Origin of the sequence: Pseudomonas sp. B15(2017) (genome assembly GCF_002113215.1) — a bacterium.
In the GTDB taxonomy this organism is placed as follows: Bacteria; Pseudomonadota; Gammaproteobacteria; order Pseudomonadales; family Pseudomonadaceae; genus Aquipseudomonas.
Genome location: NZ_NEJZ01000003.1, coordinates 276057 through 296159, shown reverse-complemented (window position 1 = coordinate 296159; position 20103 = coordinate 276057). Strand labels below are relative to the sequence as shown.

The following is a 20103-nucleotide window of genomic DNA, read 5'->3' as shown; positions in this document are numbered from 1 at the left end:
ACACCGCTTTCGCGAGCAACCTCGCTCCCACAGGGTTCTGCGACAACCGGACGAACCCGACACAAAGGCACCCAAAGGTGCCTTTGTCATATCTACCAACGGCAAACCGGCATTGCCCGGTGTCGCATTCATCACTCAGTCTGATAACGTGCGTCTATCGATTGCAGCCGGTATGCTTGGCCCGCATCTTCATGGACGCTTGCTATGACTCTCACAGAATTACGCTACATCGTTACCCTCGCCCAAGAGCAGCATTTCGGCCACGCGGCCGAGCGTTGCCACGTCAGCCAGCCGACCCTGTCGGTGGGCGTGAAAAAGCTTGAAGACGAACTCGGTGTGCTGATTTTCGAGCGCAGCAAAAGCGCCGTGCGCCTGACCCCGGTCGGCGAAGGCATCGTCGCTCAGGCGCAGAAAGTGCTGGAGCAGGCCCAGGGCATCCGCGAACTGGCCCAGGCCGGCAAGAACCAGCTGACCGCCCCGCTGAAAGTCGGCGCGATCTACACCGTCGGCCCGTACCTGTTCCCGCACCTGATTCCGCAACTGCACCGGGTCGCCCCGCAGATGCCGTTGTACATCGAAGAAAACTTCACCCACGTGCTGCGCGACAAACTGCGCAACGGCGAACTGGACGCGATCATCATCGCCCTGCCGTTCAACGAAGCCGACGTGCTGACCCTGCCGCTCTATGACGAGCCGTTCTACGTCCTGATGCCGGCCCAGCACCCGTGGACGCAAAAAGAATCCATCGACGCCGCCCTGCTCAATGACAAGAGCCTGCTGCTGCTCGGCGAAGGCCACTGCTTCCGCGATCAGGTGCTGGAAGCCTGCCCGACGCTGACCAAGGGCAACGACGGCGCCAAGCACACCACGGTCGAATCCAGCTCGCTGGAAACCATTCGCCACATGGTCGCCTCCGGCCTGGGCATTTCGATCCTGCCGCTGTCGGCGGTGGACAGCCATCACTACGCCCCGGGCGTGATCGAAGTACGTCCGCTGTCGGCACCAGTGCCGTTCCGTACCGTGGCCATCGCCTGGCGCGCCAGTTTCCCGCGGCCGAAAGCCATCGAGATCCTCGCCGACTCCATTCGCCTGTGCTCGGTCGCCAAACCTGCCGCGCCGGTCACGGCCGGTTAAGCCAGAGTCATGACTGAGCTGTCGCAGGTCTCGGTCACCGCACTCAAGGGTGTCGGTGAAGCCATGGCCGAGAAACTGGCCAAGGTCGGCCTGGAGAACCTCCAGGACGTGCTGTTCCACCTGCCGCTGCGTTATCAGGATCGCACCCGCGTGGTGCCGATCGGCGCGTTGCGGCCGGGACAGGACGCTGTGGTCGAAGGCACCGTCAGCGGTGCCGACGTGGTCATGGGCCGGCGTCGCAGCCTCGTCGTGCGTTTGCAGGACGGCACCGGCGGCCTGAGCCTGCGCTTCTATCACTTCAGCAACGCGCAGAAAGAAGGCCTCAAGCGCGGCACGCGGATTCGCTGCTACGGAGAAGCCCGGCCCGGTGCCTCGGGGCTGGAGATTTACCACCCGGAATACCGCGCCATTAACGGCGACGAGCCGCCGCCGGTGGATGAAACCCTGACCCCGGTCTACCCGCTGACCGAAGGCCTGACCCAGGCGCGCCTGCGCCAGTTGTGCACGCAGACGTTGACCCTGCTCAAACCGGCCACCCTGCCCGACTGGCTGCCGACCGAACTGGCCCGCGACTATCAACTGGCGCCGCTGGCCGACGCGATCCGCTACCTGCACAACCCGCCCGCCAATGCCGACGTCGACGAACTCGCCCTCGGACATCACTGGGCCCAGCATCGCCTGGCCTTCGAAGAACTGCTGACCCATCAGCTATCGCAGCAGCGCCTGCGCGAAAGCATGCGCTCCCTGCGCGCGCCGGCGATGCCGAAAGCCACCAGACTGCCGGCGAAATACCTGGCCAACCTCGGCTTCAACCCGACCGGCGCTCAGCAACGAGTCGGCAACGAAATCGCCTACGACCTCAGTCAGCACGAACCAATGCTGCGGCTGATTCAGGGCGATGTCGGCGCGGGCAAAACCGTGGTCGCCGCCCTCGCTGCGCTGCAAGCGCTGGAGGCCGGCTATCAGGTAGCTCTGATGGCGCCGACCGAGATCCTTGCCGAGCAGCACTTCATCACCTTCAAGCGCTGGCTCGAACCATTGGGCATCGAGGTGGCGTGGCTGGCCGGCAAGCTCAAGGGCAAGAACCGCGTGGCCGCGCTGGAACAGATTGCCGGTGGCACACCGATGGTGGTCGGCACCCACGCGCTGTTTCAGGACGAAGTGCAGTTCAAGAACCTCGCGCTGGTGATCATCGACGAACAACACCGCTTCGGCGTACAGCAACGTCTGGCGCTGCGGCAGAAAGGCGTCGGCGGGCGCATGTGTCCGCATCAACTGATCATGACCGCCACGCCGATTCCGCGGACGCTGGCGATGAGCGCCTACGCCGACCTCGACACCTCGATCCTCGACGAACTGCCGCCCGGGCGAACCCCGGTCAACACCGTGCTGGTCACCGATACCCGCCGCGTCGAAGTCATCGAGCGGGTGCGCAGCGCCTGCGCCGAGGGCCGTCAGGCCTATTGGGTGTGCACGCTGATCGAAGAGTCCGAAGAGCTGACCTGCCAGGCCGCCGAAACCACTTTCGAAGACCTGACCGCCGCCCTCGGTGAGTTGAAGGTCGGGCTGATCCACGGCCGCATGAAACCCGCCGAGAAAGCCGCCGTTATGGCCGAGTTCAAGGCCGGCAACCTGCAACTGCTGGTCGCCACCACCGTGATCGAAGTCGGCGTGGACGTGCCCAACGCCAGTCTGATGATCATCGAAAACCCCGAACGCCTCGGCCTTGCGCAACTGCACCAGTTGCGCGGTCGCGTCGGTCGGGGCAGCGCAGTCAGCCATTGCGTGCTGCTCTACCATCCGCCGCTGTCGCAAATCGGCCGCCAGCGCCTGGGCATCATGCGCGAGACCAACGACGGTTTCGTCATTGCCGAAAAAGACCTCGAACTGCGCGGCCCCGGCGAAATGCTCGGCACCCGCCAGACCGGCCTGCTGCAATTCAAGGTCGCCGACCTGATGCGCGACGCCGATCTGCTGCCCGCCGTACGCGATGCCGCCCAAGCGTTGCTCGAACGCTGGCCCACCCACGTCAGCCCGTTGCTCGACCGCTGGCTGCGACACGGGCAGCAATACGGCCAAGTGTGAGCACCGTCGCAGTTTCTCAAAGCTCGTTCCAACCAAGCTGGTTATACTCCAGCAATTGTTTCAAAAACGGATACAGACCATGACCGAAGCTGCTCTCGCCCCCGAATCCCCGCACGCTCCGTCTGTTATTCGGCTGCTGCTCAACAAGCTGGGCGTCGCCTACGAAGAAGTGCTCGACCACCACGGCCTCAACGCCTCGCGCAAAGTGCAGGCCGTTTTGCTGGACGACGCGGTCGGTGCGCTGATGGTGCTGTTTCCACAGAGCCAGTTGCTGGATCTCAACCGCCTCGCCGAACTGACAGGCCGTCGCCTGACCGCCGTGTCCACCGAGCGCCTGGAAAAGATGCTCGGCAAACACAGCCTGAGCCTGCTGCCGGGCCTGCCGGCGCTGACCAGCTCGCCGTGCCTCTACGAAGAAAGCCTGCTGCGTGAACCGAAGTTGCTGATCAACTCCGGCGAGCCGGGCCTGCTGCTGGAAATCGCCAGCGACGACTTCAAGACCATGCTGACCAAGGCCAGCGCCGCCAACTTCGGCGAAGCCCTGAGCAGCATCCGCCCGAACCTCGACCGCCCGGACGATGACCGCGAGGAAATCACCCAGGCCGTACAGGCGTTTACCGCGCGGCGCATCCAGCAGCGTCTGGAAGCGACCATCGAGATTCCGCCACTGGCCGAAACCGCACAAAAAATCATCAAGCTGCGCGTCGACCCGAACGCCACCATCGACGACATCACCGGCGTGGTCGAAACCGACCCGGCGCTGGCTGCGCAAGTGGTGAGCTGGGCGGCGTCGCCGTACTACGCGTCGCCGGGCAAGATCCGCTCGGTGGAAGACGCCATCGTGCGCGTGCTGGGCTTCGATCTGGTGATCAACCTGGCTCTGGGCCTGGCCCTCGGCAAGACCCTGAGCCTGCCGAAAGACCACCCGCAACACACCACGCCGTACTGGCAGCAGTCGATCTACACCGCCGCCGTCATCGAAGGCCTGACCCGCGCCATGCCGCGCGCCCAGCGTCCGGAATCCGGCCTGACCTACCTCGCCGGCCTGCTGCACAACTTCGGCTACCTGCTGCTGGCCCACGTGTTCCCGCCGCACTTCTCGCTGATCTGCCGGCACCTGGAGGTCAACCCGCACCTGTGCCACAGCTACGTCGAGCAACACCTGCTGGGCATCAGCCGCGAACAGATCGGCTCCTGGCTGATGCGCTACTGGGACATGCCGGACGAACTGGCCACCGCCCTGCGCTTCCAGCACGACCCGAACTACGACGGCGCCTACGCCGAATACCCGAACCTCGTCTGCCTGGCCGTGCGCCTGCTGCGCAGTCGCGGCATCGGCTCCGGCCCGGATGAAGACATTCCGGATGCGCTGCTGGAACGCGTTGGCCTGACTCGCGACAAGGCCAATGATGTGGTCAGCAAAGTACTGGAAGCCGAAGTCCTCCTGCGCGAACTGGCTTCGCAGTTCAGCCAGGCCTGATTTGCGCCTATAAAAAAGGCCCCACACTCAACCGAGTGTGGGGCCTTTGTATTTGATCGTTCCCACGCTCTGCGTGGGAATGCAGCCCATGACGCTCCGCGTCACAGCCTCACGCAATACTCAAGCAGCCTTCGGCTTGGCCTTCCTCGGCTTCAAATACTTCATCAACCCCTGAAACCACATCACCAGCGCCGGATTGCCCTTGAGCTGGATGGTCTTGTCCTGAATCCCCTGCATGAACGCCAGCTGCTTGTTTTTGGCCTGCATCGTGGCAAACCCGAACGCCGCGTCTTTAAAGGCAATCGCAAACGCCGGCTCCGCCACCACCCCGGACTTGCTGGTAATGCGCTGGTCCTTCACCACGAAATGCCGCGCCACCTTCCCGTCCAGAGTCTGCAGCTGAAACACCAGATCCTTGTCACCCAACTGCTGCTGGAACGCAGGATTTGTCCGACTGGCCTTACCCATCAACAGACCCAGCATCCACAGAAGAAAACGAAATTTCATGCGCACAGCCTCAAAAGGAAAATGAACGGCCGGGGGAGTGTAAGGGATTCGGACGGATTCGCCACTATCCTGGATTGATAGAAGACGATGCAGGGCTTTTCTCGCATGATGACTACCAAGTCACGATTTCCGCCCCACAACCTGATCGTTCCCACGCTCCGCGTGGGAATGTCTCCCGTGACGCTCCGCGTCACACCATCCCCCCGTCCTACACCTGAAGAAACACATTCCTGTAGGAGCTGCCGAAGGCTGCGATCTTTCGGTCTGCTGCCCCGCAAACCTATGGGAAATTTCCTGCGAAGCGCCGGGATACCTATGAACTAGGCAGGCTGGGACATCACCGATAGCCTCTGTGTGTCACCGCAAAATCGGTGACTCGGACGTGCAAGTCCGGTTCAGGTGCACAATCGCAATGGCATTTCGCCGAGCGTTTTCCTATGCTCGCGGATCGTTATGGCGGCTGTGCGTCGGAGACTCTTGAGTCTGCCGGCCACCTGGACCGGTCTTGCACACCAACGCACAGCTGCCACCTATTTCGAAGTGCAAAGCGAATGGGTGTCGGCCTCACAATTCCAGGAAGCTGCGCAATGATCAAACCAACACCCAATCCCCCCGAAATTCCAGAAAACCCGGAAACCTCCCCTTACGAATCCCTCGATTCAAAGAAACTCCACGAAGCCGCCGAACGCGCCCTCGACCACCACTTCAAACCCAGAGCCACACGCCCCAAACGCCTGGGAGGCCTGTTCGCCCTCTGCCCCAACGCCGACGCCGAAGCGCTCATGGCCAATGCCTCCGAAGACCTCCTGTCCATCAGCGCCTTCGCCGCCAACCTGGCCGACGACCTCGACGGCCCCCGCCGCTCAATGGCGCTCGGCCTGAGCAGAATGGCGGACGGCGTGCGGTTAATGGTGGAAGGCACGCTCGATCACATTGAGTTTCGGGAGTATCAGGCCAAGCCGTAGCTGAATTGCGGGCGGAAAAAAGGGGACGTTGAGTCCCCTTTCGAAACTATCCGTTCTTACCATTGGCAACCGGTCTCAGGTGTCGCCTCCATGGTGATGTCTTGATCGAACGAGTATTGCTTGCCCGATTTGTAATTCCTGTAGTGCATCGAATTCACCCTCGCACCCTGAGTTGCCATCTCATATTCTCCAGTCACCACACCGTCAGAAACTTCTACCCACGTCGTCGTGAACTGATGAGGGCCCTCCTCAGTCATGACCTCGTCCTCGGTGTTCCGATAGACAAGGGGGATAGCTTTCTTCGACTTGCTATACCTGACACCTGCGCCGCCCCATTTGGTGACAGTGTCGAAATAGGTTCTGAATTCAAAGTTGATGTTTTTTCCATCAAGTGAGCGAAAGCAGAAACCCGCGTTGAGACTTCGCTATGGGCGGCAAGCGGAGAAAGACACAGCAACGCAACAAAGAACATTGAGGCAGTTTTCAAACCGTTCATTCCTTCAACGATTAAGAGGTAATTGAAAGCGCATGCGCACTGCGCAGTTAGCGATGTCCTCCCGGAACACACGCTCACTCATTTCGCAGTGTCCATCGACGTATTGCCGCCACAACGGATCGTCGAAGTTGTCACCCCCCAATCGTTCCATCGAAGCCGTCAGACCTTTTTCTCGATCCTGCCCCGCCATGGCCGATGCAGCTTTATAAAAACCGTCCAGGGGTAACCCAGTCTGCAGAGCAACCAATTCCCCCAACCGGGCATTGCTTGTTTGCACCAGGCACCCAAGCCTTTCGATGGGCGCCTCTGCACCGGGCAAGGCCGACTGATAGACATCCTCGCAATACGCCTCTTTGAAGCGCACCCACTTCTTTTGCACATCAGTCAGTTTCTTCTTGTCGGTCGGCGCCAAACCGACCAGCGCTTTCTTGTATTGCTCATTCAGCACTGCATCGACTTTCTCGAAAGACTGCTGACCGCAAATGATCAAATCGGGATTGGAAAAGCTGTCGGGATTGCAGGTTTCCTGAGCATGCGCAGGAACCAGCAAAGCAGCCAAAGAAACACCCGCGACCAGTTCAAGGAACGTCTTGAGTTTGATCATGATCCGGATACTCCAGAGCTGCGCTCAGCAACCCGAGCAGGAATCTTCGAAGCCTTTCCTGCTTCCGACATGCTCGATGCATATTGCTTGTACGCCGGCACCGCGCGCTCTTTATCGTTCATAGCCCATTACTGTCCGAAGCGGTTTCAAGCAAAAACGGGACGAATTTGTTTTCGCAAAATCGAGCGCAACAAATAAATCCGCCCCCTTTAACTCACCGACAACAGTCGTTTCACTTCGCATCCCTTCATTGATGAATTGCAATCCAATACCCCGCAAAAAAAAACGGAAGAACCAACCGGACAATTCAATTTGAAGTCCCTTGGCAGAAACCCCATCAAACGACAGCGCTGCCAAGGCCCAGCCATGACTGGTGAGCCTTAATAAAGAGTAATCTGCAACTTCTTCTATTACTGCGCCGTAGCGCGCTGCCTCGCCCGATCAGGAACCTTGGCTTGCTTGCCATCTTCGTTCATGAGTTCGATGTACACCTTGTAGTTTTTTTCTGCGGATGCTTGATCACCTTCCGCCCAATAGGCATCTGCCAGATTAAGATAGGCGACTGTCCGCCTAGGACTTTCTGAAATAACTTTTTTCAAGAGCCAAATTGCGTCGTTGTTGAAGCCTGCCTGCTGCCAAAAAAATGCTACGTCATTGAACACTTGCTGGCTGGCAGAAGAATAACCATACTCACCAATGTAGCGTTCAATAAAACTACGCTTCGGAAAATCAGCAAACCTGGACTCATCCTTATAAAGGCGCGATGTAGCATTTTTGAACTCAATCAACAGCTCTTCTTTTATTTTTTTTTCCACGCCGGAAACCAATTGTAACTTACTCAAGCAATCAGAACTTTCACATTTCTGCGTTTCGTCATGCTCAAGTACCGAATAGCAATATGGTTGCGGCTGCCCCGCAGAGCCAGGACCTTTCTGCAGATATATAAGGCCATCATCATTTGTATTGATTGATTGACAATAAGGAACCACACCAAAAATATCAGGTACTCCGGACCTGTTTTTACCAATATCTACACTACTTACGATCTTGCTCGCATCAAGTGTTTGCACCTTTCCGTTAGAACTAAGTATCCAGAAGCTGTTTTCCTGAGAGCTACAGTCACATTCGCAACTCAATATATAACTTTGGCTCCTGATATCAAATTTCGCCTTCGGAACGCCATCAGAACCACAGAAGTTCTCCGATATAGCCACAGAACAAATATTGGTATCAGGATCGCATACTAATTTTTTGCTTTCGCTCCACGCCGGTGAAGAAAACAAAATCAAAGTAATAAACCAGCGGAATTTAAAGCTCACAAATATCACCCTCAACGATTATTCCGTAATTACCGTTTTCTCGCGTGGCCGTATTGCCACTCATTGTAGCGGTATATTTTTGTCCTTGAATGATCCCCATCCGACGACTGAATGCATCAGCCCTGTAGGCCGTCGCCGCTTTTTCTGCTCGTTTTTTACATACAAAAATCAGTAGTTCTTTCTGAGTTGTAATATTGGCGCTTGGGAACTCAGTTCTAATAAGCTGTTCCGCCTTCGAAAGGTTGTTCTGCTGAACACACAAATCGTATAGCGCACAGTACGTCCGTAGCTGAATCTTCACCATCAAATTCGGTGCCAATTCGCGCATCAATTTGATGCAAGACGTCACATTGTCATTGTATTTCGCCGCATGATTCAGCTGAATCTTCTGAAACGCCTCGACTTCGCCAATTTTTTTAAAGGCCGACTTCCACCCCGCGTTGTTGTTGGCGATCACTCCCGACGCCCAACTCATTTGGGCAGTCGTATCCGCAGAGTTCAGCGAAGTTATCAATGCCTGGAAATTCATGTTGGCGCCAAAGCATCCATCAAAAGTAGCTTGATCCGCTCCCCGCATCTCCAACAAAACCGGCCCCAAAGTACCCTGCCCAAAGTTCCACTGAATAACACCGAAAGACATTCCTTGACCGTCGAAGTTACCCGCCAGTGCCTCATAATCCAGCTTGCTCTTTCCTTCGTATCCGGAGGAAACCAATAGGGCAATTTCTTTCGCCTTGCTGAGTGGGATACAAGCAGCTGACAGCGCGTTCGCTACAAATGCAATCGAATGAAAATGCCATATCAAATCGGTACTGATGGCAGCCTTTTCTTTCAGATCATCCCAAAATACATAGCTGCTGATCCTTTCTTTTTCATGCTTCAGTGTCTTCGGAGCATGCTCAAGCTCTGTATCGAGCCGGCTCCATTTGGGAGCATCTGCTTTCGCTTTCCACTCGGTCGGATGATGGGCCACCAGCCTGGACCATTGCGAGCGCGTGTCTGGGTTTTTCAAAGCCTCGGCCAACTCGGTCGGATCGACGTCCCCGCTCTTGTCTTTATCGATCTTCGCAAACAGATCCTGAAAGAACGCAGGCATGTCTTTCGGATCGAGAAATCCGTCCGCTGTCGCATTGGTTTCTTCGACGATCTGAAACCCCAGCTTTTCCCAATCATGCTGAGTGATGATTTGTGCACCGGCTTTCTTGACCAGGCCGTTGACCGCCTGAGCATTGTCAGTGACGGTCACATCGTAGTAATCGTCGGTACCCACTTTAATGACCGGGGCCTTGTTCAAATCAACCGCATGTTCCGTTTTCAGCACCGTACTATCCGTCGCAGGTGCTTTTTTCTTCAACTCACCTCCGGCCGGCAAATACAGATATTGCTTGCCGATCTTCAGCCCAGCCGTATTCTTGAGGAAGTCTTTTATGTCGGCTTCGGCAGTAAATATCTCGACGTGTACTTGATACTTACTCGCTACACCGCCATCTTCGCCGGTCAGATTTTCAGTCAATCCCAGATAGCCAATCGGATCTCCCGCCTTGATACCGGTACTGGCAGATTCTACAGAATTGAAGCTACTCGGGATTACATCCCAGGCAACGTGGTCGTTTTCCACAATCGCCCAAAAGCTGGGAGGAAGGCTTCCCGCCCCTGCCAAACTACCACTGCTGGTACACTTCGCCATTCGGCGAATTGTCCCGGAAACATTGAGATTCAGAACCTCTTTGCTTTCAAACTCCACCGTACTATGAGGGGTAAGTTGCAGCGAGCCCATCTTGGCACCGGCGGCCTGTCCATTTTGGGGCGAGACCGGATCTTGATAAAGTTCCAATCTCTTCAATGCGGTTCCCTTCACCTTGCCTTGCCAATATTTGGGCTTTAAACGCTCCGGGATCGGGTCTGCCAGCCATATACGTGCGGGTTTGGAGTTTTTGTAGGGCTCTCCATCTTTCAAGTACGCGAACCAGACCTCTTTGCCAGCTTCGCGAACTTTGTGGCCACTTTTTTTAACGCTACCTGACAGGATTTTCCCTTTCGCATAGGTAACGTTGCCTAAGTCCTTTTGATCCAATATCTCAAGTTTGGTCCCCGCAACGAGCTTTCCGACGTTCTGTATGCTGCTGGATTCAGGGAAATCGTCGTAAGCGTTGAAGTCACTTACTTTCATGGTCACTTTAGGCTTTGGAGTTTCTTCCTCAGTCAGCGGATAACGCTTGAAGGGCAGAAGGTGCATGTACAAGCTGTAGAAATTAAGCTTGTTTTGCTTGCCTTTATTCGGTCCTTCTTCTGGGTTTGGTGCAGATTTGTACTCATGTCGCACCAAACAAAACGAGTTGGAATACTTAAGTTTTTTCTCATTTTCGCCGAATGTGGACTCCAAATAATCTTCGTTAAGTCGGTAGGCCACAACTTCACCGTCGGCCATACACCGAATTGGTTCGTTCAAAATGCATTGAGGAGCGCTGGCATTGCTGATGTGAATGCCGCCGTGCCAAAACTTGTTGCTGCCCAGCAGGTAGTGGCCAGCAGTTTCAGCCTCTAGGGCTTTGTATACTTCATCTGCTCCAGTGAACTGCTTACCATCTGGTTTTCTAAATGGATATTGAAAACTCATCAATGGTGCAGCCCCCGCAGCTGCCGGTGCGGGAGCGGGAGCGCCCCCCCCCGTCCGAGTCGACTCCTTAACCCTTAAAAATTTTGTAGGGACTGGCCAGTACCAAGCCTTCCCAACGGCACCGAATTTGGCAGTGGCTGGTCCAGAACTTTGTGCTCCGAAGAATTCTCCAAACTCAGAATCCAGCGTACTGTCATAACTTTCTACAATACCTGTATGGTTTAACGTCTTGTTTTGATGATTTGACGTGGCATTAATCCAGAGTACGATATCTCCCCGCTTCACATTAGCCGGGCTTATCACATCGTAATATTTGAGCGCTTCCTGGCTATTAAGCCCGGCGGTATTCTGATAAGGAACTTCGTAGCCCGCCCCCGTCAGCAACAAGTTAACCATATGAGAACAGTCGACAATTTTTTTACCATTCTCTACAGCGTAACCATCCCCGCCCTCCTTATAGCTATAATTCGCGCTGGTGTAATTTCCAGATAAATCCAGTGGCTCTGTCATTTCTGCTTCCTGCAATAATCAATAGCAATAGCTGGCTTTAGCAATTCCAGCAGGCTGCTTATTCAGACGTTCCAAATGTGCGATAGACCCTTTGCTGCCTTTTTGGGCAGCGAGTTGGTAGCAGGCAATCGCCCTGGACATGTCCTTAGTAACCAATTCTCCAGTTTCAAAAGCTCGACCGAGTGCATTTGTTGCAAAGGCATCTCCCATACGGGCCGCCTGCGTCAACGCTTCTTCAGCCTCTGCTGGATGCTGGCATGGAGCATTAGAGGAAACATTGTTTCCATCGCAATAAAACAACGAAAGGCTCATCGCACCCTCAGGCAAAGTGGTCGCTGCTGCCTTGAATAGCTGTTCAACCTTATTAGTTTCTAGCTGCGGAGCCATGCCAGAAAGGCTCAAACTTGCAGCATTCAAACTAGCCTGAGGATCACCGGAAGCTGCTGCGCATAGGTAGTTTTCCAAAGAAGCTTCAAATAACTCACCTGTGAGTCGGTACTGCTCTAACCCCCCCAGGCCTCTGAAGGCTTCTGCACGCTGGAAGCAAAAGTTCTCTGCCTCGCTCATGTGGGCATTGCTCGCCTCTACGAGATCTTTCTCTCTGATCGACCAATCTTCAACACCCTCAAGCACCCAACACGCTTGGCGAGAAAAGTTGAAGATCTTGATGTGGCTGTTACCTGCTCGCTTGTCCACTACGTTGAAATGGCTATCGTCGATCGCTTCGACCACCACGCGTTCAGTCTTGTCTGTGCCCACAGGCGACATGAGCGGAAATGGCAAACTGGAGCTCTTGACTCCCGTCGTTTGTGGCTCAAAAACTCCGTGTTCTCCCACTGGCTTCAAAACAAGCGACTTCACCGTCATCGCAGTCAACCGCTGCTGAGTTTCAGCATTCGCAGAGAACGCCGTCAGGAATTGGGAAAAGTCCTCAGACGGACAATCATCAGCATAAGCGCTGCCATGAAACAGGCTCAGCAGCGAGGCGGTGAAAGCCGCTACCGCGAAACCGTGCCTTTTCTTCAAAAAACCATTCATGTCGATCACTCAGAAAACACAAAAAAAGCCTTCGGCTTAACCTTCTCAGGCGGCGCATTCAACAACGCCTGATCCATCAAACTCCCCGCCTTATCCTTATCCGCCGCCCCCGGCAGCACCGGCGGTTTGATCCCGATGCCAGTGCCCGCACCCGGCGAGCCGCCGGCATTGATCTTCACAACCGGCCCAACCACCGTCACACCACCGCCATCGAGCTTGATGAAACTGCCGCCGCCGAGAATCGTCAGTTCGGAACCGGCCTCGATGACGATCTTGTCTCCCGCCTTGATGTGTATCTCTTTCCCGACGCTGGTCAGTTGCGCCGTCCCGAGCTTCACATGCTGGCTTTCACCAATAGTCAGGTGGTCGTCCAGCCGTGCTTCGATCTTGCGGTCGCTGATGGTGGTGCGGTGTTCTTCGGCCTTGAGTTCGGTGTAGGTGTTCTTCACCACGGTGTCGTGGCGTTCGTTGCCGACGCGGATCTTCTGGTCGTGTTCGACGTTTTCGTCCCAGTCGCGCTGGGCGTGGATGAAGATTTGTTCGGCGCCTTTTTTGTCTTCGATGCGCAGTTCGTTGTAGCCACCGCCGCCCGGGGAGCTGAGGGTTTTGAAGACGCTGCGGGTCTTGTTCGCCGGCAAGGCGTAGGGCACCGGGTTTTCCTTGTGGTACAGGCAGCCGGTGACCAGTGGCTGGTCGGGGTCGCCTTCGAGGAAGGTGACGAGGACTTCCATGCCGATGCGCGGGATGGAGATGGCGCCGTAGCGGTCGCCGGCCCAGGAGCTGGAGACCCGCAGCCAGCAGCTGGTCTTGTCGTCGGCCAGGCCTTCGCGGTCCCAGTGGAATTGCACCTTGATGCGGCCGTACTGGTCGCAGTGGATTTCTTCGCCTTTGGGGCCGGTGACCATGGCGGTCTGGCTGCCGAGGACGCGGGGTTTCGGGTGTTCCAGCGCCGGGCGGTAGAACACGTCCCACGGGGTGGCGAGGAAGCGGTTGCGGTAGCCCTGGTGGAAGTCGTCCTTGTTGTCGGTGGTGTCGCTGGTTACCGATTCTTCGAGGACTTGCGGCTGTTTGCCTTCGTGGAATATTTCGGTGAGCAGCCACAGGTCGTTCCACTCGCTGCGCGGGTGGTCGGACATTTCCATGAAGTGGCCGCTGACCAGTTTGGTCTGGTCGCTGCGGCCTTCGGCCTGACGGTAGTCGGCGCGGTGGCGTTCGAGGGCGCGCTGGCTGAGGAACTTGCCTCGCGCACGGTCGATGAAGCGGCCGGGGTAGTCGTAGTCTTCCAGATCCGGTTCAGTGCTCTCGCCGTCCGGCTTGTAGGCCGCTTCCATTTGCAGACGCGGCTTTTCGAAGTCGTAGTCGCGGCGGGTGGTGCGGCTGGTGCGGGTTTCCAGGCGCAGCTTGAAGCCTTTGATCACCGGTTCTTCGGCGACCATGCCGCTACCCTGCACATACGCGGTCGGCTGGCCGAGGTTGGGGAACACGGTCTGGTCATCGCCGAACACCAGCAGGTGGCCTTTCTTGCTGTGCTGGAAGTGGTAGTGAATGCCTTCTTCTTCGCACAGACGCTGGACGAAGTGCAGGTCGGTTTCGTCGTACTGCACGCAGTAATCGCGATCCGGGCACGGCTGGCTGAGCTGGAAGCTGTAGGCGTTGCCCTTGATGCCGTGCTCGTCGAGGATCAGCGCGATGATTTTCGGCGCCGACATCTGCTGGTAGATACGCTGGTTGGTGCGGTGATGCAGGTATTGCAGCTGCGGCACCAGCGAAACCTTGTAGCGGGTCAGGCGCTTGCCGGCATCGCCCTGGGCAACGCGGTAGATCTGGCCGTGAATGCCCGAGCCTTGCGGGTCGAGCGCCAGGAACGCCTGTTTGTGCAGGAGTTTTTCCAGGTCCAGATCCGGGTTTTCGCTGACCAGTTCGAGGTCGAAGCGAAACGGCTGGCTGATGCCCTCGGTGCCGGTGAACGACAGGACTTGCAGGTCGCCTACGTAGTCTTCGACCGTGAGGCTGAAGTGCGTTTCGTTAGCTGGGTTGAACATAGTGTGCTCCCTGTTCGAATGTCATCCGTTACGCCCTCAGCCGCAAACGCTGCAACCAGGACGAAGTGGCGCCCAAGGCGTCACGCAATTGGTCGGCAGAAATGTTGCGCTCTGCCGCGTCAAAGGCCAGCGCGGTGCGCAGCGCCGGCCAACAGTGGGTCGGCAGATTTGCCGGGGCTTGCAGTTCGCGATCCAGGTGTTCGTCACGGGCCTGGGTCGAGGGCAAGCGGCGGAACGGGTGTTTGCCGCCCGCCAGTTCATAGATCACGCAGGCCACGCCGTACACGTCCGCGCTGGCCGACAGCGGTCGGCCCTCAAGCAGTTCGGGGGCGGCGTAGCCCGGGGTCCAGGCGTTGAAGCGCTCGCGGCTCAGGTGCGGCAGGCCGGGCAGGATGCCCTCCTCGGCCTGCCCGAGACCGAAGTCGAACAGGCGCACGCCGTCTTCGCTGAGCATGACGTTGCTCGGTTTCATGTCACCGTGCAGCACGCCGCGACGGTGGGCGTAGGCCAGCGCGTCGAGCAACGGCAGCGCGATGTCGCGCAGTTCTTTCCACGGCAGGCCCAGTGGCCGCTCGCAGAGCAGTTTGTCCAGGGTCAGGCCACGCATGAGCTCCATGGTGATGAAGGCCCGCTGGCAATCGGTGTCCACTTCGAACGTGTGCGGTCGCAGCACGTTGTCGTGACGCAGGCGTCGGGTCAGGGCGAACTCGCTGTAGAGCAAGGCACTGGCGTCCGGCGACTCGGCAAATTCTTCGCTGAGGATTTTCAGCGCAATGTAAGGATCGGGATCGCCGAACTGTTCGTGCAGCAGATCCCGGGCCCGGTAAACCGCACCCATGCCGCCGGCCCCGAGCAGGCGCTCGAGGTGATAGCGGCCTGCCAGAACGTCCGGCAGTTCGCCGACGCTGGCCTTGGTCGGCGCCAGCGCGGGTTCGGCGTTGTGCTGCTTCGCGAAAGCGAAATAGGTCAGGTTATTGGCCTGCTCTTCGCTCATCAGCAAGTCGTCGACTGAAGATTCGATTTCAGTCATTGGCGGATCACCACGGCCGTCAGGTTGTCGCGAGCGGCGCCACGCAGGGCGCCGTCGAACAGACGTTCCAGCGCCACATGCGGCGCCGCCAGACTGAGAGCGTTGCCGAGGGCATCACTGCTCAGGCCTTGATACAAACCATCACTGCACAGCAGGAACACATCGCCCGGATACACCTCGAGTTCCAGCACATCCAGGGTCAACTGTTCCGCCGCGCCCACGGCCCGGGTCAGGGCTTGGGCGGCCGGGTGCGCCGCCGCCTGCTCGACGCTCATCTGTTGCTCGTCGATCAGCTGCTGCTGCAGCGAATGATCCTTCGACAGCTGATACAAGCGCTGCCCGCGCCACAGGTAGCAGCGGCTGTCACCGGCCCAGATGCAAGCCGCGCGATTACCTTCCACCAACAGCGCCACAACGGTGCTGCCCATGATGCTGTCGTGACGCCCGGCGGTGACAGTCAACTCTTGCCCCAGGCGTCGGTTCAGCCAGTGCAGGCACTGGCGGATGGCTTTGAGGCGTTCGTCGAAGTCCTCGTGCTGCGGCAGTTCAGCCAGGCTGGCGACGATCAACTGGCTGGCGATATCGCCACCCTGATGACCGCCCATGCCGTCCGCGACCACCCACAGCCCATGCTGCGGGGTGTCGAGGAAGGCATCTTCGTTGCGCGACCGCACCTTGCCCGGGTCGGTTCGCGCCGCGCTGCGCCAGGGACTGGCCACCAGCATCAGAGCTGCACCGGCATACGGAAGGTACGCATCACGCCCATGTCGAACGGATTCGGCGTGCGCTGGCTGGTCAGCAGGTAGTTGGCGCGCAGGCCACCTACGTCGGCTTTCAACACCAGCACGTCGCGACCGGTCAGGTACTCGGTCTGCATCAGGTCGAACAGACGGAACAGCGACCACGGGCCGGAGTTCTTCTCGATGCCGATCGGGCGCCCTGCCATCTTGTCCATGACCAGGCTGGTGCGACCGTCTTCAGCATCGGTCGGCCACTTGAAGCTCATGGGCAGAATCGGACCGTGGCGGTATTCCATGGTCTTGTCGCCAAATTTGAACTCCGAACGGCTGACCGCCGGATCGAGGGTGTACGGCTCAAGCTTGAACTGCACAGTCGGTTCGGCCGGGTTGATCGAGAAGAAGCTCTGGCGAATGTTCAGTGCAGCCGCCATCTGGTCGAGGAAGACCTTGGACACCGGCAGGCTGCGACCATCGATGCTGCGCATCCGGTAGTTGCCCGGATCACCGCTGACGAACGGACGCATGTAGTTGTCGAAGAAGCGGTCGATGGTGCCTTGCGCCCGGAAGAACTCGCGGAAATCGCTGATCGCCACATCGCTGGTGCTGGAGGCGCTGAACGGATAGCGCTTGCTGATGGTTTTGCCATACACGCTGTACAGCTCGTTCTGATAGCGGCCGTTCAGGTATTGGTAGGCATCGTTGAGCACCAGACGCCACGAGTCTTCGGCCAGCACGTTGAACCACACGCTCAGCGGACGCGGCAGACGGCCGGACGCATTGCGCAGGTTGGTCAGCGCATCACGCTGGCCGCTCATGCGGGTCTTGGCCAGTTCGAACGCGGCCTGCTCCGGCGTGCTGGAACGGGCCAGGCCCGCCAGTTGCAGTTGCAGGTCGTTGAGCGCGGTGAAGGCCGGGGTCAGGTCAGCGGCCGGGCCGTTGTTGTCGTCGAGCAGTTTATGCAGCGGCTCGAAGCGACGTTGCAGCGACTTCTTGGCAGTGTCCGGCAGATTCTTCGCCACGTTCATGGCCGAAGCCTTGTCGGCGACAACGGAAGCGAGCTTGCCGACCTTGCCCAGTTTGCCCTTCTGGCCTGCCAGTGCATCGGCGGCGTCACCGGCTTCATCCACCGGCTCAGGGGCCGCCGGGAAACGAGTGTTCTCACGCACTTCGGTCAGCAGCGCCAGCACCGGCGAGTTGGCCGAAGTCAGGCCCGCCAGTTGCTCGGCGCCTTCACCGGCATCGCTGATCGGCGGCAGTGCCACCTGGCCAACCGCTTCGCTCCAATAGTTGGCGTAGTCGCGGAAGTACAGTTGTTCCAGCTCGACCATCAGGCGACGCAAGTCCATGTCGCTGATGCCCGCGCCTTCGCCCAGCACCCAGTTGTCACGCAGGATGTCGGTGACCAGCGATGCGCCCTGCACCGAGAAATACTGCTGATAGCCGGTCTGGGTGTAGAAGCCCGGAATCACGTATTCGGTGCCGATGAACAGCGAGCCCTGCGGCCCGAGGTGCTGGCTGAAACGGTAATCCGGCAGGTTGCGCGCCTGCTCGCGGAGCATGCGGTAAACCACGGTCGCCAGCGACTCGCTGCGCAGGATCTGACGCGCCTGGGTCACCAGTTGCTCGTTGAGCGGATAGATAAACGGCTGCTGCAACAGACGCTCGAGGTGCGTGTTCAGACCGTTCTGCACTGCGGTGTTGCCGGTGTAACGCTGCGACCAGTCCGCCGCGATCCAGTCCTTGAGCCATGCCGCGTCGCGACGATCCTTCATGTTCAACATCAGGTACGCGCGCAGGCTGTTGATCAGCTTTTCGCGGTCCTTCATGTTGGCGCGGATCTGGCCTTCAAGCATCGTTGCAACGCGCGGCAGCAGTTGCTTTTCGAGCTCGTGCTCGTAAGCCTCCTTGACCACCGGATTGACGTCCTGGCCCTGATACAGCCCCATCCGCTCGTGGTACGCAGCGTCGCCTTTCTTCGGGAACACCTGGGTCGCGGCGTAGCTGGTGTCGAGGGTTTTCAGCGTGCCCATGGCGTCATCGCGCGGCGACAGTGCCGTGCGTTGCTGGGTCCAGTTCTGCGCCAGATTGCGCAGGTTTTCCAGACGCTCCCAGTTGGCCGAGAAACCACCGGCCCAGAGCATGCCGAACAGCACCAGCGCGCCCAATGCACCGACGTACAACGCACGCTGGCCCCAATGGATGCGGCTGCGCTCGCGCTTGTCCAGACCGGCGAGGTCGGACTCGGGGAAAATCACGCGGCTGAGCAAATGGTGGATGAAACGCGAACGACCGCTGCGCAATGTCGGCAGCACGCCGGCCCTCATGCCCAGACTCGCGCCGATACCGGCAGTGGTCGAATCCATTTCCTTAGTCAGATGCGGAGCACTGGTCAGGTAGAAACCACGCAGCAGCGTCGCACGCTGGTAGCGGTTGCCGGTGAAGGCCATGTCGACGAACAGGCACAGGCGCTCGCCGATCTGGCCCATCTGGTGCGGGAAATCGAGGATGCGGCCACGGCGCTGGGTGTCGCGCTCGGAGTGCATGCGCATGATCACCTGGCTGTTGAGGCGACGCAGCAGCTCTTCGAACTCGTTGCGCAACACGGCCACGTCGGTGCCGACCTGATCCTTGCGGAAACTGGTCCCCAGCACCTGATCGCTTTCTTCGCGGGTCAGTTGGTCGAAGAACTCGTCGAAGCCCAGCAGCTTGTCAGCCTTGCTCAGCACCAGATACACCGGCACGTCGACGTGCAGCTTCTGATAGACGTCTTGCAGACGCGCGCGCACCTGGCGAGCCAGAGTGTCGATGTCCTGCTCGCTGCCACTGGTCAGGGTTTCCACCGGAATGGTCACCAGCACGCCGTTCAGCGGACGACCGCGACGACGCTTGCGCAGCAGCTCCAGCAGAGTGGTCCAGGCGCTGCCGTCGACTTCCGAATCCGGTTGGGTCAGGTAGCGGCCGGCGGTGTCGATCAGCACGCCGTGATCGGCGAAGTACCAGTCGCAATGACGGGTGCCGTGGGTGTCGCGGGTCAGCTTGCGGTCGATCTTGTTGATCGGGAATTCCAGCCCGGAGAAGTCCAGCAGGCTGGTCTTGCCGCTGGCCTGCGGGCCGATCAGCAAGTACCACGGCAAGTCACTGCGCCAGCGCTCGCTGCGGCCGCGATACAGGCTCGAAGTCTTGAGGGTTTTCAGGGCGTCCTTGAAACGCTCCTTCAACTCCTTCTGCTCTTCTTCGATCAGTTCGTCACGGCGGATACGGTCCTGGCCGTCTTCGGTTTCTTCGACGGCTTTCTTGCGGATGCCGGCGCGCCAGCTGACGAAGACCATGGTCAGGCCCCAGATCAGGAACAGCACGGCGATGGTCAGCAAGCGCGAGGTGGAACTCTCCCAGAACTTGTAATCATCCACTGCCAACAACGGGCCGACGAACCACACCAGCAGTGCCACGAACAGCACCAGCAGCAGAGTCCAGACCCAGGTCTGGCGCAGGAAGGCGCCGACTTTCTTGAAAAACTTTTTCATCACACGTCCCTG

Annotated in this window: 14 protein-coding genes; 4 read left to right on the top strand and 10 right to left on the bottom strand. The window is 58.4% G+C overall.

Annotation, left to right across the window (positions count from 1 at the left end):
- Positions 1-204: 204 nt before the first annotated feature.
- From CAF73_RS06815 to CAF73_RS06805, 3 genes are all read left to right on the top strand, one after another.
- Positions 205-1134 (top strand): hydrogen peroxide-inducible genes activator, encoded by a 930-nt coding sequence (locus tag CAF73_RS06815; protein WP_064379831.1) that lies wholly within the window; start codon positions 205-207, stop codon positions 1132-1134.
- A gap of 9 nt (positions 1135-1143) precedes the next feature.
- Positions 1144-3219, top strand: a complete 2076-nt coding sequence (gene recG / locus CAF73_RS06810; RefSeq protein ID WP_085702316.1) for an ATP-dependent DNA helicase RecG — start codon at positions 1144-1146, stop codon at positions 3217-3219.
- A gap of 79 nt (positions 3220-3298) precedes the next feature.
- Positions 3299-4699: an aminoacyl-tRNA deacylase and HDOD domain-containing protein gene (locus tag CAF73_RS06805; RefSeq protein WP_085702315.1), complete on the top strand. Its 1401-nt coding sequence runs from the start codon at positions 3299-3301 to the stop codon at positions 4697-4699.
- A 120-nt stretch (positions 4700-4819) separates the two neighbouring features.
- Here the strand turns inward: CAF73_RS06805 and CAF73_RS06800 are convergent, their stop codons facing one another.
- Positions 4820-5206 (bottom strand): SCP2 sterol-binding domain-containing protein, encoded by a 387-nt coding sequence (locus CAF73_RS06800; RefSeq protein WP_085696809.1) that lies wholly within the window; start codon positions 5204-5206, stop codon positions 4820-4822.
- Positions 5207-5793: 587 nt separating this feature from the next.
- Here CAF73_RS06800 and CAF73_RS06795 point away from each other — a divergent pair.
- Entirely contained in the window at positions 5794-6171 is a 378-nt protein-coding gene (locus CAF73_RS06795; protein WP_085702314.1) for a DUF6124 family protein, read from the top strand.
- Positions 6172-6671: 500 nt separating this feature from the next.
- Here CAF73_RS06795 and CAF73_RS06785 read toward each other — a convergent pair whose 3' ends face one another.
- The 9 genes from CAF73_RS06785 to tssM all read right to left on the bottom strand — a co-directional run bounded on the left by CAF73_RS06785 (position 6672) and on the right by tssM (position 20091).
- Complete coding sequence (locus tag CAF73_RS06785) at positions 6672-7271, bottom strand: lysozyme inhibitor LprI family protein (protein ID WP_085702313.1); 600 nt, start codon at positions 7269-7271, stop codon at positions 6672-6674.
- Positions 7272-7382: 111 nt separating this feature from the next.
- Entirely contained in the window at positions 7383-7628 is a 246-nt protein-coding gene (locus CAF73_RS29650; protein ID WP_139834818.1) for a hypothetical protein, read from the bottom strand.
- A 53-nt stretch (positions 7629-7681) separates the two neighbouring features.
- Positions 7682-8590 carry a type IV pilus biogenesis/stability protein PilW gene (locus CAF73_RS06780; protein ID WP_085702388.1) on the bottom strand — a complete coding sequence of 303 codons (909 nt, stop codon included), beginning with the start codon at positions 8588-8590 and terminating at the stop codon, positions 7682-7684.
- The gene (locus tag CAF73_RS06775; RefSeq protein WP_176247710.1) at positions 8580-11717 is read right to left on the bottom strand and encodes an EF-hand domain-containing protein; all 3138 of its coding nucleotides are present in this window, start codon (positions 11715-11717) and stop codon (positions 8580-8582) included. Before CAF73_RS06775 ends, CAF73_RS06780 begins: the two co-directional genes overlap by 11 nt.
- An 18-nt stretch (positions 11718-11735) precedes the next feature.
- Positions 11736-12755 (bottom strand): tetratricopeptide repeat protein, encoded by a 1020-nt coding sequence (locus tag CAF73_RS06770; protein WP_085702312.1) that lies wholly within the window; start codon positions 12753-12755, stop codon positions 11736-11738.
- Positions 12756-12760: 5 nt separating this feature from the next.
- Positions 12761-14797: a type VI secretion system tip protein VgrG gene (locus CAF73_RS06765; protein WP_085702311.1), complete on the bottom strand. Its 2037-nt coding sequence runs from the start codon at positions 14795-14797 to the stop codon at positions 12761-12763.
- 28 nt (positions 14798-14825) lie between these two features.
- Positions 14826-15827 (bottom strand): serine/threonine-protein kinase, encoded by a 1002-nt coding sequence (locus tag CAF73_RS06760; RefSeq protein WP_085702310.1) that lies wholly within the window; start codon positions 15825-15827, stop codon positions 14826-14828.
- Complete coding sequence (locus CAF73_RS06755; RefSeq protein ID WP_085696803.1) at positions 15824-16552, bottom strand: PP2C family serine/threonine-protein phosphatase; 729 nt, start codon at positions 16550-16552, stop codon at positions 15824-15826. The genes CAF73_RS06760 and CAF73_RS06755 overlap by 4 nt, the downstream gene beginning before the upstream one ends.
- Positions 16552-20091 (bottom strand): type VI secretion system membrane subunit TssM, encoded by a 3540-nt coding sequence (gene tssM, locus CAF73_RS06750; RefSeq protein ID WP_085702309.1) that lies wholly within the window; start codon positions 20089-20091, stop codon positions 16552-16554. Before tssM ends, CAF73_RS06755 begins: the two co-directional genes overlap by 1 nt.
- Positions 20092-20103: the final 12 nt, after the last annotated feature.

Bases quoted from the DNA above. Each gene is read 5' to 3' on its own strand.
- CAF73_RS06815 (WP_064379831.1), top strand. From the start codon at position 205: ATGACTCTCACAGAATTACGCTACATCGTTACCCTCGCCCAAGAGCAG.
- recG (WP_085702316.1), top strand. From the start codon at position 1,144: ATGACTGAGCTGTCGCAGGTCTCGGTCACCGCACTCAAGGGTGTCGGT.
- CAF73_RS06805 (WP_085702315.1), top strand. From the start codon at position 3,299: ATGACCGAAGCTGCTCTCGCCCCCGAATCCCCGCACGCTCCGTCTGTT.
- CAF73_RS06800 (WP_085696809.1), bottom strand. From the start codon at position 5,206: ATGAAATTTCGTTTTCTTCTGTGGATGCTGGGTCTGTTGATGGGTAAG.
- CAF73_RS06795 (WP_085702314.1), top strand. From the start codon at position 5,794: ATGATCAAACCAACACCCAATCCCCCCGAAATTCCAGAAAACCCGGAA.
- CAF73_RS06785 (WP_085702313.1), bottom strand. From the start codon at position 7,271: ATGATCAAACTCAAGACGTTCCTTGAACTGGTCGCGGGTGTTTCTTTG.
- CAF73_RS06775 (WP_176247710.1), bottom strand. From the start codon at position 11,717: ATGACAGAGCCACTGGATTTATCTGGAAATTACACCAGCGCGAATTAT.
- CAF73_RS06770 (WP_085702312.1), bottom strand. From the start codon at position 12,755: ATGAATGGTTTTTTGAAGAAAAGGCACGGTTTCGCGGTAGCGGCTTTC.
- CAF73_RS06765 (WP_085702311.1), bottom strand. From the start codon at position 14,797: ATGTTCAACCCAGCTAACGAAACGCACTTCAGCCTCACGGTCGAAGAC.
- CAF73_RS06760 (WP_085702310.1), bottom strand. From the start codon at position 15,827: ATGACTGAAATCGAATCTTCAGTCGACGACTTGCTGATGAGCGAAGAG.
- CAF73_RS06755 (WP_085696803.1), bottom strand. From the start codon at position 16,552: ATGCTGGTGGCCAGTCCCTGGCGCAGCGCGGCGCGAACCGACCCGGGC.
- tssM (WP_085702309.1), bottom strand. From the start codon at position 20,091: ATGAAAAAGTTTTTCAAGAAAGTCGGCGCCTTCCTGCGCCAGACCTGG.